General features: G+C 64.3%; 14 protein-coding genes. 11 read left to right on the top strand and 3 right to left on the bottom strand.

Features of this window, described 5'->3' with window-relative positions; all coding sequences use genetic code 11:
- Positions 1–4 precede the first annotated feature (4 nt).
- Positions 5–721, bottom strand: a complete 717-nt coding sequence (locus ABLV49_RS12000) for a GntR family transcriptional regulator (RefSeq protein ID WP_349276662.1) — start codon at positions 719–721, stop codon at positions 5–7.
- Between the two features lie 152 nt (positions 722–873).
- On the opposite strand from ABLV49_RS12000, the gene ABLV49_RS12005 reads away from it, so the two are divergent.
- The 4 genes from ABLV49_RS12005 (at position 874) to ABLV49_RS12020 (ending at position 5222) form a co-directional block, all read left to right on the top strand.
- Positions 874–1866 (top strand): Bug family tripartite tricarboxylate transporter substrate binding protein, encoded by a 993-nt coding sequence (locus ABLV49_RS12005; protein ID WP_349276664.1) that lies wholly within the window; start codon positions 874–876, stop codon positions 1864–1866.
- Between the two features lie 25 nt (positions 1867–1891).
- A complete protein-coding gene (gene araD, locus ABLV49_RS12010; RefSeq protein WP_349276666.1) occupies positions 1892–3631 on the top strand; it encodes an L-arabinonate dehydratase in 1740 nt (579 codons plus the stop codon).
- A 14-nt stretch (positions 3632–3645) separates the two neighbouring features.
- Positions 3646–4362, top strand: coding sequence for a ribonuclease activity regulator RraA (locus ABLV49_RS12015; protein WP_349276668.1), 717 nt, complete (start codon positions 3646–3648; stop codon positions 4360–4362).
- 374 nt (positions 4363–4736) lie between these two features.
- Entirely contained in the window at positions 4737–5222 is a 486-nt protein-coding gene (locus ABLV49_RS12020; RefSeq protein WP_011801094.1) for an acyl-CoA thioesterase, read from the top strand.
- A 36-nt stretch (positions 5223–5258) separates the two neighbouring features.
- Here the strand turns inward: ABLV49_RS12020 and ABLV49_RS12025 are convergent, their stop codons facing one another.
- Positions 5259–5984 carry a GntR family transcriptional regulator gene (locus ABLV49_RS12025; RefSeq protein WP_349276670.1) on the bottom strand — a complete coding sequence of 242 codons (726 nt, stop codon included), beginning with the start codon at positions 5982–5984 and terminating at the stop codon, positions 5259–5261.
- 140 nt (positions 5985–6124) lie between these two features.
- On the opposite strand from ABLV49_RS12025, the gene ABLV49_RS12030 reads away from it, so the two are divergent.
- The 7 genes from ABLV49_RS12030 (at position 6125) to ABLV49_RS12060 (ending at position 13045) form a co-directional block, all read left to right on the top strand.
- The gene (locus ABLV49_RS12030) at positions 6125–7090 is read left to right on the top strand and encodes a tripartite tricarboxylate transporter substrate binding protein (protein WP_349276672.1); all 966 of its coding nucleotides are present in this window, start codon (positions 6125–6127) and stop codon (positions 7088–7090) included.
- Between the two features lie 27 nt (positions 7091–7117).
- Complete coding sequence (locus ABLV49_RS12035) at positions 7118–7543, top strand: nuclear transport factor 2 family protein (protein WP_349276674.1); 426 nt, start codon at positions 7118–7120, stop codon at positions 7541–7543.
- A gap of 25 nt (positions 7544–7568) precedes the next feature.
- Positions 7569–8516: a 2-hydroxyacid dehydrogenase gene (locus tag ABLV49_RS12040; RefSeq protein ID WP_349276676.1), complete on the top strand. Its 948-nt coding sequence runs from the start codon at positions 7569–7571 to the stop codon at positions 8514–8516.
- Between the two features lie 81 nt (positions 8517–8597).
- Positions 8598–9614, top strand: coding sequence for a LacI family DNA-binding transcriptional regulator (locus tag ABLV49_RS12045; protein ID WP_349276678.1), 1017 nt, complete (start codon positions 8598–8600; stop codon positions 9612–9614).
- A gap of 387 nt (positions 9615–10001) precedes the next feature.
- On the top strand, positions 10002–12149 hold the full coding sequence (locus ABLV49_RS12050) for an ATP-binding protein (protein WP_349276680.1): 2148 nt from the start codon (positions 10002–10004) through the stop codon (positions 12147–12149).
- A 44-nt stretch (positions 12150–12193) separates the two neighbouring features.
- The gene (locus ABLV49_RS12055) at positions 12194–12565 is read left to right on the top strand and encodes a response regulator transcription factor (protein WP_349276682.1); all 372 of its coding nucleotides are present in this window, start codon (positions 12194–12196) and stop codon (positions 12563–12565) included.
- A 21-nt stretch (positions 12566–12586) separates the two neighbouring features.
- Positions 12587–13045 carry a chemotaxis protein CheX gene (locus ABLV49_RS12060; RefSeq protein WP_349276683.1) on the top strand — a complete coding sequence of 153 codons (459 nt, stop codon included), beginning with the start codon at positions 12587–12589 and terminating at the stop codon, positions 13043–13045.
- Between the two features lie 22 nt (positions 13046–13067).
- Here ABLV49_RS12060 and ABLV49_RS12065 read toward each other — a convergent pair whose 3' ends face one another.
- The gene (locus tag ABLV49_RS12065) at positions 13068–14138 is read right to left on the bottom strand and encodes an Ldh family oxidoreductase (protein ID WP_349276685.1); all 1071 of its coding nucleotides are present in this window, start codon (positions 14136–14138) and stop codon (positions 13068–13070) included.
- Positions 14139–14162: the final 24 nt, after the last annotated feature.

Consider the following 14162-nt stretch of genomic DNA (forward strand, 5'->3'; position numbering starts at 1 on the left):
AGGCTTATCGCTGATCAGAAACAATCCAGTCCGGGTAGCGATGCCTGATGTCATCGACAAAGGCGAGTGTTCCCGCCAGATGCTGGCGCAGCGCCTTTTCCGCAGCCTGCGCGTCCTTGCGGGCAATGGCTTCGACGATGGCGCGGTGGTCCCGCACAATCGCCTGGGGCTTGCCTTCGTCCGGCAGGTTCAGGCGGCGCAGCCGGTCCACATGCCCGCTTTGCTTGCGCACCAGGTTCCACAGCGGCCCCACCCTGGCGGCCTCGTACATTTCCCGATGAAAGGCCTGGTCGGCCAGCGCCAGCTTCGAGACATCCAGCGGCTTGAGCGCGGCTTCCTGCTCCGCCAGGCTCGCGTTCAGGCGCTGCATGAGTTGCTGGTGCTCCGCATCGGGCAGTTTGCACAGCGTCGCCAGTATTTCCAGTTCAATCGAGCGCCGCAGGAAATGCGCCTGCAGTGCCGCCGACAGGTCAATTCGGCTGACCACCGTGGCATGTTGCGGAAAGATGTCCACCAGCTGCTCTTCACCCAGGCGCAGCAAGGCATCGCGGATGGGGGTCTGGCTGATGCCGAAGTGGTCCGCCAGTTCCGCGCGCTGCAGCACCGTGCCGGGTTCGAGCTGCACCGACACGATCAATTCACGCAAGGCTTCGAAAACCTGCGGGGCGGACTGGCGCGTGCGGTCCAGTTTGGGCGGAGCAACTTTCGCTAGGGCGTTCATGCGGTCCTGAGGTGTGGTTTGGCTATAAAAACGAGTAAATCATAGCATTGACACACTAATATATTAGTGCTTTAATTCCCCATCCGTTTGCGCTGCCGCCAGGAAAACAGGCTCTGCAACGGGGGTTAAAAATGATTGCAGGAGACAAAACCATGTTGAAAATTTCCCGGCACCGCCTCCCCAGGCGTCTTTTCAGCCAGCTGCTGCCCTTGCTGCTGGTCGGTGCCGCTGCGCATGCGCAGACCGCCTGGCCGACCAAGCCCGTCACCCTCGTGGTGCCCTTCGTTGCGGGCGGCGGCACCGACATCGGCACGCGAATCCTGGCGCAGCGCCTGTCGCAGGCGTGGGGACAAGCCGTGGTGGTGGACAACAAGGGCGGCGCCGGCGGCAACGTCGGCCTGGAGGCAGTGTCACGCGCCCGGCCCGACGGCTACACCCTGCTGATCGGCAACGTCGGCACGCAGTCCATCAACCCGACGCTGTACAAAAAGCTCAGCTACAACCCCGACACCGCGTTCGTGCCCGTCGGCCAGTTCGCCGAACTGCCGTTTGTGCTGGCGGTCACGCCGTCGCTGCCGGTCAAAAATGTCAAGGAACTGGTCGCCCTGGGCAAGGCCCAGCCCGACAAGCTGACCTATGCCAGTTCGGGCAATGGCGGCTCACCGCACCTGTCGGCCGAAACCTTCAAGATCGCCACCGGCACGCAGATGCTGCACATCCCGTACAAGGGCGGCGGCGCTGCCATGACCGACCTGATGGCCGGCAATGTGGACATGATTTTTGCCTCGGTGCTGGAGACTTCCGGCTTCATCAAGGCCGGCAAGCTCAAAGCCCTGGCTATCACCAGCAAAAACCGCGTTTCCGCCATGCCCGATGTACCGACGCTGCAGGAAAGCGGCGTGAGCGGCGCCGAATCCGGTTCCTGGATCGGCCTGCTGGCGCCTGCCGGAACACCCCAGGACATCATCGACAAGATTTCCAAAAGCCTTCAGCAAGCCGTCGCCAGCCCTGAAATACAGCAGCAACTGCTGGCCCAGGGCGCTGTCGCCAAAAGCGGAACGCCGGCTGACTTTGCCCAGCTGATTGCGGCTGACCGCAAGCGCTATGCACGCATCATCATCGACAACAAGCTGGCGATGGATTGACCCAACCCAACCTGAACAGAACCCCATGACCAAAAAGACCTACCAAGAACTGCGCAGCGCGCGCTGGTTCGCCCCCGACGATGTGCGTTCCTTCGGCCACCGCTCGCGCGTGATGCAGCTGGGCTACGGCCCGCAAGACTGGGAAGGCAAGCCGGTCATCGCCATCCTCAACACCTGGAGCGACATCGGCACCTGCCACGGCCACTTCAAGCAGCGCGTGGAAGACGTCAAGCGCGGCGTGCTGCAGGCCGGCGGCTTTCCGCTGGAGCTGCCCGCCCTGTCGCTGTCCGAATCCCTCGTCAAGCCGACCACCATGCTGTACCGCAACATGCTGGCGATGGACGTGGAAGAGTTGCTGCGCAGCCACCCGATTGACGGCGCGGTGCTGATGGGCGGCTGCGACAAGACCACGCCCGGCCTGGTGCTGGGCGCGCTGAGCGCGGGCGTGCCCTTCATCTACATGCCCGCCGGCCCCATGCTGCGCGGCAATGTCAAAGGAAAAATACTCGGATCGGGTTCGGACACCTGGAAATACTGGGACGAGCGCCGCGCCGGCAAGATCAACGCAACGCAGTGGCTCGAAGTCGAAGGCGGCATTGCGCGCAGCCACGGCCACTGCATGACCATGGGAACGGCCAGCACCATGACCGGGATCGCTGAAGCGATAGGCCTGACGCTGCCCGGCGCATCGTCGATTCCGGCGGTCGATTCCAACCACATCCGCATGGCCACCGAGTGCGGCCGCCGCGCCGTGAGCATGGTCTGGGAAGACCTCACGCCGGCCAAGATGCTGTCGCGCGCCTCGTTCGAGAACGCCATCACCGTGGCCATGGCCATGGGCTGCTCGACCAACGCCATCATCCATCTGGTGGCGATGTCGCGCCGCGCTGGCGAGCATTGCGCCGTGGGCTTGGACGACTTCGACGCCGCCAGCCGGCGCGTGCCGGTGATCGCCAACATCCGGCCCAGCGGCGATACCTACCTGATGGAAGATTTCTATTACGCCGGCGGCATGCTCGGCATGATGAGCGTGCTCAAGGACCACCTCAAGCTCGATGCGCTGACGGTCACCGGCAAGCCATTGGGCGAGAACCTGGTGGGTGCAGAGGTCTATAACCACGACGTGATCCGCCCGCTCGACAACCCGATCTACGCCGAAGGCGCGCTGGCCGTGCTGCGCGGCAACCTCGCGCCCGACGGCTGCGTGATCAAGCCCAGCGCCTGCGCGCCGCAGTATTTGCAGCACACCGGCCCGGCGCTGGTGTTCGACGACTACCCGTCGATGAAAGCGGCCGTCGATGACGAGAACCTCGACGTGACCGCCGACCACATCATGATCCTGCGCAACGCCGGCCCGCAGGGCGGACCCGGCATGCCCGAGTGGGGCATGCTGCCGATTCCGCTCAAGCTGGTCAAGCAGGGCGTCAAGGACATGCTGCGCATCTCGGATGCACGCATGAGCGGCACCAGCTACGGCGCCTGCATCCTGCACGTCGCGCCCGAGGCCTATATCGGCGGCCCGCTCGCGCTGGTGAAAACCGGCGACCTGATCACCGTCGATGTACCGGCGCGCAGCATCCACCTCGAAGTCAGCGACGACGAGCTGGCGCTGCGCCGCGCCGCCTGGACAGCGCCGCCCAAGCGCTTCGAGCGCGGCTACGGCTGGATGAGCGCGCGCCACATCCAGCAGGCCGACACCGGCTGCGATTTTGATTTTCTTGAAACCTCGTTCGGCGCGCCCATCGGCGAGCCCGACATTTACTAAAAACGAAAGACCCCATGGCACTCAACCCCGCGACCCGAGACAAGCTCAAGACCGTCAGCACCGCCACGCTGTGCACCGCCCTGTTCAAGCGCGGCCTGCGCAACCAGTTCATCCAGGACGTGCATCCGGTCAACCCCAGCCTGCCCAACATGGTCGGCGAGGCCTTCACGCTGCGCTACATCCCGGCGCGCGAAGACCTGAACCCGATCAGCGTGTTCCAGAACCCGAATCACCCGCAGCGCGTGGCCGTCGAGCAGTGCCCCGAAGGCGCGGTCATGGTGATCGACAGCCGCAAGGATGCGCGCGCCGCATCGGCCGGCTCGATTTTGATCTCGCGCCTGATGGTGCGCGGCGCCGCTGGCATGGTCACCGACGGCGGCTTTCGCGACACGCCCGAACTCGCCGTGCTGCCCTTCCCCACCTACCACCAGCGGCCTTCGGCCCCGACCAACCTGACGCTGCACCAGGCGCTGGACATCAACGTGCCGATTGGCTGCGGCGATGTGGCGGTGTTTCCGGGCGATGTGATCGTCGGCGACCAGGAAGGCGTGTTCGTGATTCCGGCGCACATGGCCGACGAGATTGCCGACGAGGCGGTGGAGATGACCGCCTTCGAGGACTTCGTGACCGAGGAAGTGCTCAAGGGCCGGCCCATCATCGGCCTGTATCCACCGACCCTGCAGCAATCGAAGGACGACTTCGCGGTCTGGCGCAAGGCTAAAAACCGCTGAAACCTGCGGACGCATGTAGAGCAAACCTGCCATGGCGCCGTCCAAGCCCCGTCAATCACTTCACCAGGAGACAAATTCATGTCAAAAAGACGTCTTGCGCTTTCCGCCATTGCATATTCAGCTATTGTTTTAATAGCATCAGCGACGTGATGGGACGCCTGGTGGCCGAGGAACTGGGCAAGATCCTCAAGCAGCCCTTCAGCGTCGAGAACATCGGCGGCGCTGGCAAATCCATTGGCCATGGCAGCAGTTGAACATCCAGACCTTGGCACAATGGCGGGCGTCAAGCGCATTGCCTGGCCCTCTGGTAGAGCCGCCCTTTCGGACGAAAGTGGCGGCTCGATCCATTTTCTCTACCCTTCATGACATAAAAGATGACCCTGCCCGCGCACCAACTCACCATGACCGTGCTGATGACCCCCGACATGGCCAACTTTTCCGGCAATGTCCACGGCGGCACCATCCTGAAATTTCTGGACCAGGTCGCCTACGCCTGTGCCAGCCGCTACGCGGGGCGCTACGTCGTCACCCTGTCGGTGGACCAGGTGATGTTTCGCCAGCCGATCTACGTCGGTGAACTGGTCACGTTTCAGGCGTCGGTCAACTACACCGGCACCTCGTCGATGGAAATCGGCATTCGGGTGCTGGCGGAAAACATCCGCACCCAGGAACTGCGGCATGCCAACAGCTGCTTCTTCACGATGGTCGCGGTCGATGACGAGCGCAAGCCGGTGGCCGTACCCCCGCTGCGCCCGTTCACGCCGGACGAGCGGCGACGCCACGCATCGGCCGAGATGCGCAAGCAACTGCGCCAGGAATTCGCCAAGCGCTTCGAGGCGCTGCGCAGTTCCCCGACCTGAAAACGCAGCGCCCACGGGGGCGGGCAAGCGGCCCGGTCACTCCTCGACGAAATACTCCGGATACCGCTGCTCGATAGCGTCCACAAAGCGCAATGGCGAGCGGATGTGCAGCAGCATCTGCTCGGCGGCCCGGGCGCTGTCGCCTTCCAGGATGGCCTGGATCACCGACCGGTGCTGGTCGATGGCGATGCGGTTGCCGCCCAGTTCGGGAATGGCGATGTGGCGGATCCGGTTCATGCCGGTGCGCGCCAGCAGCAAGGGGTTCCAGGCGTGCGGATGCCCCGCCAGCACCAGTATCTGGTAGTGCAGGTCTTCATCGGCCAGCAGGTGGCCGATGAAGTTTTTCTGGTCCGACGCCGCTATCTGGCGCGCCAGCACGTCGTTCAGCTTTTGCCTTTCGGCCAGGGGCGCCTGCGCGGCCAGTTCGGCGGCGCGGCATTCAATCACCTCACGCACAAAAATGGCATCCTCGATCCGGGCCCGGCTCAAGCGGGTCACGAAGGTGCCGCGCTGCGGCGTGACTTCCAGCAACCCATCGCCGACCAGCCGGCGAAACGCGTCACGCACCGGTGCGCGGCTCACGCCCAGTTCCTCGGCCACCGCGACTTCCGACAGCGCCATGCCCGGCGTGAACGAGCAATTCAAGATGGCCGTGCGCAGGCTTTCGTAAGCCTCCAGCCCGATGAGCCCACGACCGCCGGTACGCGAGGCTGCAGGAGTGCTGGTGAAAATTTCAGGAAGGGTTAATCGCGTGCGTGCCATGAAGGGAAGTTTATCGGCTTGCTTGCCGAAGCATTTTTTGGATACTAGAATACTAGAATACTACTAAAACGAATCAGCTGCAGTTGCCTTCGAGGGACTGCCGTGCCAAGCCTTTCAACGACGACCCACCGGAGACACCCATGAAACACGCTTTTGCCACCGTCATTGCCGCAGCGGCCCTGACCGCAACCGGGGCGCTGTGCGCCCAGACCTTCCCCTCCAAGCCCATCACCATCGTGGTGCCGGCGTCGCCCGGCGGCGCCATCGACCTGGCGGCCCGGTTGATCGGGCAGAAGATGACCGAGTCCATGGGCCAGCCGGTAATGATCGACAACAAGGCCGGGGCCACCGGCATCATCGGCACCGACTTCGTGGCCAAGGCCGCACCCGATGGCTACACGCTGGCACTGGTGGCCAGCAGCCACGCCATCAACCCGAGCATCGTGAAGAAGATGCCTTTCGACACCGTCAAGGGCTTCGAGCCGGTCGCGCTCACGCATGTGGTGCCGCTGGTGCTGGTGGTGTCGCCTTCGCTGCCTGCGAAGTCGGTCAAGGAACTGATTGCTTATGGCAAGGCGCATCCGGGCGAGTTGTCGTTTGCCTCCAGCGGCGCGGGCGGCGCGCCGCACTTCTCGGGCGAACTGTTCAAGAGCATGGCCGGGCTGGACATGACCCACATCCCCTACAAGGGCAGCACGCTGGCGCATCCCGACCTGATCAGCGGCCGCACGTCCCTGATGTTCGACACGGTGGCGGCCGTGAACGTGCAGATCAAGGCCAGCCGCGTCCGCGCGCTGGCGGTGACCACGGCCAAACGCTCGTCCATCCTGCCCGATGTGCCGACCATGGCCGAAGCCGGCATGCCGGGTTTCGAGACCAGCACCTGGGGCGGCCTGCTGGCTCCGGCGGGCACGCCCAAGGCCACGGTGGCCAGGCTCAACACCGAAGTCAACCGCATCCTGGCCCTGCCGGATGTGCGCAAAACGCTGCAGGATACCGGCATCGAGCCGGGTAACGGCTCGCCGCAGCAGTTCGGCGACTTCATCAATGCCGAGATGGTCAAATGGGCCAAAGTCGCCAAGGGCGCCAACATCCAGCCCGAATGAAACCCTGAAAAACCACGCCACAAACCCATGAACCATCATCCCACCCATGTCCTCATCAACGGCTCGCGCGCAGCCACGGCCGACGAGGCCGCCGTGCTGCAGGCGATGCATGCCCTGAGCCAGGCCTGCCTGAACGCCAGCCCGGCCGAAATCACCGCGCTCACGGAGCCTGCGCTGAGCTACAGCCATTCCGACGCGCACATCCAGACGCGCGACGAGTTCATCGCGGCGCTGCTCAACGGCCAGTCGGTCTTTCGGGCCATCGAGCTACAGGGCGTGTCGGTGCAACTGGCGGGCGACATCGCGCTGGTGCGCCACCAGGCGCTGTACACCACGTTCAACCGGGGCGAGCCCGGCCTGTCGGACCTTCAGGTCAGCCAGGTCTGGCAGCGCACGAGCGGCGCCTGGCGCCTGCTGCTGCGCCAGGCCCGCAAAACCTCTTCAACACATTAAATCCATCATCCTTCAAAAAAACGCCATGAAGCACAAACTCCTCCAGCACGCTGAAATCCCGCCCTTGCGCGACACCGAACTCCACACGCGCTATGACGTGCATCCGCTGTGGAAAGAATCCGACCCCCAGGCCTTCCTGGTCGAGCACGGCCCGGCGTTCAGCGGCTATGTGACCAGTGCGCGCTTCGGGGTGGACGAAGCCACGCTGGCGGCCCTGCCGAACCTCAAGGTCATCTCCAGCTTCGGCGTCGGCACCGACACCCTGCCGCTCGAAGCTGCCAGCGCGCGCGGCATTGCCGTGGGCTACACGCCCGACGTACTCAATGACTGCGTGGCCGACACCGCCTTTGGCCTGGTGATGGACGTGGCCCGCCGCTTCAGCGCGGCCGACCGCTTTGTGCGCCGGGGCGACTGGCTCAAGGGCCAGTACCCGCTGGCCACCCGCGTGAGCGGCAAGCGCCTGGGCATCCTCGGGCTGGGCCGCATCGGTCAGGTCGTGGCCCGGCGCGCCAGCGGCTTCGACATGGAGGTGCGCTATCACAACCGGCGCCCCAACCCGTCGGTTCCCTACGCCTACGAAGCCACGCTGGAATCGCTGGCCCGGTGGGCCGATTTCCTGGTGGTCGTCAGCGCGGGTGGCCCCGAGACGCGCAACCTGGTGTCAAGCGACGTGCTGCGCGCGCTCGGACCCAAGGGCTACCTGGTCAATGTGTCGCGCGGCTCGGTGGTCGATGAAGGTGCGCTGATTCAGGCGCTGCAGGACGGCGCGATTGCCGGTGCCGGCCTGGATGTGTACGCCGACGAGCCGCGCGTGCCCGACAAACTCCTGGGCATGGAACAAGTGGTGCTGCTGCCCCACCTGGCCAGCGCCACGCATGAAACCCGGCAGGCCATGGCCGACCTGGTGCTGGAGAACCTGGACAGCTATTTCAGCACCGGCAAGCTGCGCACGGGCGTGCCTGCCTCCACCTGAGCCGCCTTTGCGGGTGAATCCGGGCTGAATCCCGGCCGCCCGGCGCATGCGGGGCCTTTTGGACGCTAGGATCAGGGCATCTTGAATCCACCGTCCCCTCAAATCAGCCGCATGGAAGACGTGGCGCGCGAAGCCGGCGTGGCGCGCGTCACCGTTTCGCGCGCCCTTAGCCATCCCGACAAGGTGTCGCCCGCCACGCGCGCGGCCGTGCGCGCCGCCATCGAGCGACTGGGCTATGTGCCCAACCTCACCGCCGGCAGCCTGGCGTCCAAACGCTCCCGCATCATCGGCGCCATCGTGCCGACCCTGTGCAACTCCTGGTTTGCCGACGCCATGGACGGCCTGGCCGAAACGCTGGGCGCGGCCGGCTACCAGCTCATGCTGGGCCAGTCGGGCTACCACATCGACCAGGAAGCCGGCCTGGTCGAAGCTTTTCTGGGCCGCAAGGTGGACGGGCTGATCCTGACCGGCGTGGTGCATGCGCCCTCGGTGCGCGAGCGGCTGCGCCGCAACCGCTTGCCGGTGGTCGAGATCTGGGACATGACCGACGACCCCATCGACACCGTGGTCGGGTTTTCCAACCTGCTGATTGGCGAGGCGGTCGCCGGCTACCTGCTCCAGCGCGGCCACCGGCGGATCGGCTTCATCGGCGCGAACGAGATCCGCTCGGGCAAACGCGCGCAGGGACTGCGCCAGCGCCTGCAAGCCGAGGGGATCGGCGTCGCGGAGGCCACGCCCGTGACGCCACCTTCGGTCATTGAAGACGGCGCCCGGGGCCTGGCCGAGCTGCTGGCGCTGGAGCCGCAACTGCAGGCGGTGTTCTGCAGCAACGACACGCTGGGCGTGGGCGCCTTGTTCGAGTGCCGCCGCCGTGGCCTGCAGGTGCCGCAGGACATCGCGGTGGTCGGCTTTTCAGACCTGGCGATAGCCGCCGCCTGCGTGCCCGCGCTGACCACCGTGCAGGTCAACTCCCGCGAACTCGGCCGCCGTGCGGCGCTGGTGCTGCTGCAGCGGCTGGGCAGCGCCCCGGCCGAAGAAGCCGCACCGTCGCGGGTGATCGACCTGGGCTTTCAGATCATCGAGCGCGAAAGCACCTGAAGCCTGAAAAGGCCGCTCCGCTTTGCGGGACAAGGTCTCCCGGCGCTCCCCGGACGCCTGCGACGGCAGCCGCACCAGTTCCACCGCCAGATCAGCCAGCCTCCCTCCAATAGCGCTGGCGCACTGTAAAAGTGCATCGATCATCGCCCTCTTGCAATAAATCCCCTGAACAGGGCATTTGGCCGCAGCCCGCCGAATGCCTGGTGCAGGCCCGCCTGTCGCCGGGAGCCTTCGGCCTTCGCGGTTAAAGCATGCGCGTCAATCAATATTGGCACACAACATGCTTTGAGTAACTAATTGTGAATTTGTCAATAAGGACATTCCTGCCCTACCTTGAAAAAAACCGGCTCGGCCACTCTAGCTCCCTAAAGATAAAGGAAATCTTCAATGTCTTCAGTTTTGACCGCCAACAGCCCCATCGGGGCCGCACCCCTCAAAAGCCGGCAACCCGGCAAGCGCGCAGCGAGTTGGGGCGGCCTTGCTTCCCTGGGTAAATACCGCGAAATCATCATTGCGGTCGCCCTGTTCCTGCTGTTCGACCTCGGGGTGCTGGTGCTGAACTTCTACACCTCGTTCAAGATCGACCAGGACACCGTTGCCATCAACCTGTCAGGCCGCCAGCGCTATGTTTCACAACGCGTCGCACGCACCTTGCTGGAACTCGACGCCATGCGCACCGCAGGCCTTGCGTACAAGCCCGAGACGCTGGCCGAACTGCGCAACGGTACCAAGATCTTCCAGATGTCGCATGTGGCCTTCCGTGAAGGCGGGACGATTCCCGGCGGCGATGGCAAACCGGTTTACCTGGAGCCCGTGGTGTCCGAGCGCGGGCGCGCACTTGAGGACAAGGTCGAAGCCCTGTGGCGGCCTTATTACGAGCTGCTGCAGCCTTTAATGCGCAACGACGACTTCGCGCCGGGGCAGCTGGCCGCAGCGCTGACGTACAGCCAGGCCAACAACATCAAGCTCCTGGGCGTCGCCAATGACTTCGTCACCGAAACCCAGCAGATCGGCGCGTCCCGGGCCAGCGTGCTGCGCATGGTGCAGACCGGCGGCATCATCCTGGCGCTGCTGAACTTCGCTTTTATCCTGTTCAAGTTCCTGCGCCGCCTGACGACCTCGGATGCGGCCATCGAGGCGGCGAACGAAGAAAACCGGGAAATCCTCACCAGCGTGCGGGAAGGCCTGTTTCTGCTCACGCCCGAACACCAGTTGGGCTCGCAACTGTCCAGCTCAGCCCATGATTTGTTTGGCAAGACCCTCGCTCCCGGGCAGGATTTTTTTGAACTGCTGTCCCCCCTGGTTTCCGAGAAAGCGCTCAAGGACGCGCAGGACTATGTCGAACTCCTGTTCTCACCGCATGTGAAGGAAAAGCTGATCCAGGGCATCAACCCGCTGGCGGAAGTAGAACTGACCGTCAAAAACCGGCTGGGCCAGAATACGGCCCGCTACCTGTCCTTTTACTTCAACCGGGTGCAGGACGGTGGCACCGTGCGCCATCTGCTGGTCACGGTGCAGGACATCACCCAGAAAGTCGAGTTGAAAGCCAAGCTGTCCGACGAGCGCCAGCGCTCGCAAAAAGAGCTGTCCATGATGCTCAAGGCATTCGAAACCGACCCGGCCATGATGCGCATGTTTGTCGAACGCGCCGAAGTTTCGCTACTCGAAGTCAATGACCTGCTGCGCAGCACCTCGTCGGCCACGTCGGAAACGCAGGTGCTCAAGGCGGTTGACGGCGCTTACCGCCGCATCCATGCCATCAAGGGCGACGCCTCCTCCATGGGCCTGGAAATCCTGGCCTCGCTGGCCCATCAATTCGAAAGCGAACTGCAAAAACTCAAGGACAGCGGTGCCGCCACTGGTGAGGCACTGCTGGCCCTACCCTTGCCACTCGAAGACCTGCTGTCGAAGGTGGCAGCCTTCAAGAAACTGAGCCAGAACAGGTCAGCCAGCCCGGCCCTGCCGTCACCAGAGTCGGTGCTTCAAGGACTCAACGCCAGCCTGGCCAAATTGGCCGGCGATGTGGCGGTTGACTGCGGCAAGCGCGTCAATGCCACCGTGCGCATGGGCAGCGCCCTGGACATGCCGGCGGACAAAATGGATCTGGTGCGCGAAGTGGCCGTCCAGCTGGTTCGCAATGCCGTGGTGCATGGCGTCGAGGCGCCTCTAACCCGGCTGGCCTGCAACAAGGCCGCCGAAGGACAGGTCGAGGTCAACCTGGGCCGCGATGAAGGCGGCCAATGGCTGCTCAGCGTGCGCGATGACGGCGCGGGCCTCGATCCGGTCCATGTGCGCCGCCGCCTGCTGGAACTGAAGTGGTACACCGCCGAGCAGCTGGAAAGCTTCAGCGACAAGCAAATCGCCTCGCAAATCTTCAAGCCCGGCTTTTCCACTGCCCAGGCCGCGAGCCAGCATGCCGGCCGGGGCGTCGGCCTGGACCTGGTGCAATCCAATGTGCAGCGCCTGGGCGCGCGCTTGCTGCTGTCCAGCAACCCGGGCCAGCACACCGAGTTCAAGATTTATTTTGCAGCCTGAAAGGAAGAGGCCACAGCCATGCTCAAACTGACAAGGGAGGCATCATGCGACTGATGATCGTTGACGACTCCAACATGATCCGCACCCGCATTGCGCGCGTGGTCCAAAACGGTGGCCTGAAGGGCGTGGTGCTGGCAGGACTGGCCAAAAACGGCAAGGAAGCCGTGCGTTTGGCGATGGTCACGCGCCCCGAGGTCGTGACCATGGACCTGACCATGCCCGAAATGGACGGCATCGAATGCATTCAGGCCTTGCTGCAGTTCGATCCGTCCATCAACATCCTGGTGGTCAGCGCACTGAGCGACAAGTCAACGGCGATCCAGGCGCTCAGGCTGGGTGCGCGCGGCTTTGTCGCCAAACCGTTCTCGGACGAAGAGCTGCAAATCGCGCTGCTCGACGTTGCAGAGGCACGCTAAAGGGTAAAGGGAAATTCATCAATGGCGACACTCAACGAAACCGACCTCAAGCTTTTTGTCGATTCCATCCGCACCTACCTGAAAGTCACCACCCGGCAGGAACCTCAAATCACCTCTGCCTTTCTGGGCACGGAGGATCTGGAAGGCTTTGAATTCAATGGCATCGTCACCTTTTCCGGCAGCCATAACGGCCATGTCGTCGTGTCCATGCCAGCCAGGCTGGTGCGCGAGATTTTGTTGCTGCAGCATGAAACCGACTTGAGGGACAGCAACCTGCTGGACGCCGTCGGCGAAATCGCCAACACCCTGGCCGGCAATGCCCGCAAATCGCTGGGGTCGGAACTCGATATATCGGTCCCTGTCAAGGTCCAGGGCCTGAACAGCATCAAGGCCAGGGTGCGCAAGCATCCCTATGTCATCACCCTGCGCTGGAACCACTACGAGGCCATGGTCTGCGTGGACATGGATCGCAGGCATTGAAGTTGAAGGCCCAGGCTGATTTTCATTTCATCGCGGCCGGCCATGCCAGCCCGGCCGCATCGGCCAGCGGCACCAGCGCATCGACGGTGCCCTGAACCAGCGGCACGCCCTGCTCCACCGCCTGCCGCTGACGCACCAGCGCGTGCTCGCCGGGCACGCGCACCCTGGCGCCGCCGGGCAAGGGTGCATTCGCATGGCAGGCATCGACCAGCCACTGCGACTGGCGGGTAAAGGCATCGAGCCCGCCAAAGGCACGCGGGTCGGTCACCTGCAAAAAGATGCCGAGGGTCGTGCCTTTCGGTTCGTCGGCGCGGCCGTAGCCGGGCACGGCCTGCGTCAGCGCTTCGGCCAGGATCGCCATGCCATAGCCCTTGTGGCCGTGGTCGAAGCCGCCCACGGGCAACAGCGAGCCGCCGCCGCTGACCACCACGTTCGGGTCGTCGCTGGGCTGGCCGTTTTTGTCCATGGCCCACATCGCCGGAAAGCGCTCGCCGCGCGCGACCAGCTGGCGGGCGCTGTTGAGCGTGGTGATCGACGAGCTGATGTCGAGCAGCACCGGGTCGCCCTTTGTGGGAATGCCGGCAGCCATCGGATTCGGCGTGAACAGCGGCTCGCTGCCGCCGAACGGCGCCACGCCCTTGGCGGCAGGGCCGGAGCACACCAGCTGCACCATCAGGCCGCGCTCGGTCAGGCGCGGCAAATACACCGCCAGCGCGCCGGTGTGGTGGCTGTTGGCAATCGCCACCGTGACGACGCCGTGCTGGGCGATGCGCTCAAGCGCCGTGTCGATGGCGCGCGAGATCAGCCACGCGCCCGGCAGGCGCCGGCCGTTCCAGGTGACGCAGCCGCCCCGGTCGTTGACGATCTCCATCTCGCCGGCAATCGTCATCACGCCCGAACGCGCGGCCGCCAAGTACCACGGCGCCAGCGCCAGGCCGTGCGTGCCGTGGCCCATGCTGTCGGCGCTGAGCAGCGAATGGGCGATGGCGCGGGCCTTGTCAGCGTCCATGCCGGTGGCTTTGAACAGGGATTCAATGAGCTGGGTGAGTTCGGGCAGCGGGTAGCGCAGGGTTGAAGGGGCGGATTGGGTCATGGCGATGGGATTCTCAGTCAGCGG

Source organism: Polaromonas hydrogenivorans (assembly GCF_040105105.1).
Taxonomy (GTDB): domain Bacteria; phylum Pseudomonadota; class Gammaproteobacteria; order Burkholderiales; family Burkholderiaceae_C; genus Polaromonas; species Polaromonas hydrogenivorans.

What these genes read in the sequence shown, in the direction of transcription:
- ABLV49_RS12000 (WP_349276662.1), bottom strand. Translation starts at nt 721, where the DNA reads ATGAACGCCCTAGCGAAAGTTGCTCCGCCCAAACTGGACCGCACGCGC.
- ABLV49_RS12005 (WP_349276664.1), top strand. Translation starts at nt 874, where the DNA reads ATGTTGAAAATTTCCCGGCACCGCCTCCCCAGGCGTCTTTTCAGCCAG.
- araD (WP_349276666.1), top strand. Translation starts at nt 1,892, where the DNA reads ATGACCAAAAAGACCTACCAAGAACTGCGCAGCGCGCGCTGGTTCGCC.
- ABLV49_RS12015 (WP_349276668.1), top strand. Translation starts at nt 3,646, where the DNA reads ATGGCACTCAACCCCGCGACCCGAGACAAGCTCAAGACCGTCAGCACC.
- ABLV49_RS12020 (WP_011801094.1), top strand. Translation starts at nt 4,737, where the DNA reads ATGACCCTGCCCGCGCACCAACTCACCATGACCGTGCTGATGACCCCC.
- ABLV49_RS12025 (WP_349276670.1), bottom strand. Translation starts at nt 5,984, where the DNA reads ATGGCACGCACGCGATTAACCCTTCCTGAAATTTTCACCAGCACTCCT.
- ABLV49_RS12030 (WP_349276672.1), top strand. Translation starts at nt 6,125, where the DNA reads ATGAAACACGCTTTTGCCACCGTCATTGCCGCAGCGGCCCTGACCGCA.
- ABLV49_RS12035 (WP_349276674.1), top strand. Translation starts at nt 7,118, where the DNA reads ATGAACCATCATCCCACCCATGTCCTCATCAACGGCTCGCGCGCAGCC.
- ABLV49_RS12040 (WP_349276676.1), top strand. Translation starts at nt 7,569, where the DNA reads ATGAAGCACAAACTCCTCCAGCACGCTGAAATCCCGCCCTTGCGCGAC.
- ABLV49_RS12050 (WP_349276680.1), top strand. Translation starts at nt 10,002, where the DNA reads ATGTCTTCAGTTTTGACCGCCAACAGCCCCATCGGGGCCGCACCCCTC.
- ABLV49_RS12055 (WP_349276682.1), top strand. Translation starts at nt 12,194, where the DNA reads ATGCGACTGATGATCGTTGACGACTCCAACATGATCCGCACCCGCATT.
- ABLV49_RS12060 (WP_349276683.1), top strand. Translation starts at nt 12,587, where the DNA reads ATGGCGACACTCAACGAAACCGACCTCAAGCTTTTTGTCGATTCCATC.
- ABLV49_RS12065 (WP_349276685.1), bottom strand. Translation starts at nt 14,138, where the DNA reads ATGACCCAATCCGCCCCTTCAACCCTGCGCTACCCGCTGCCCGAACTC.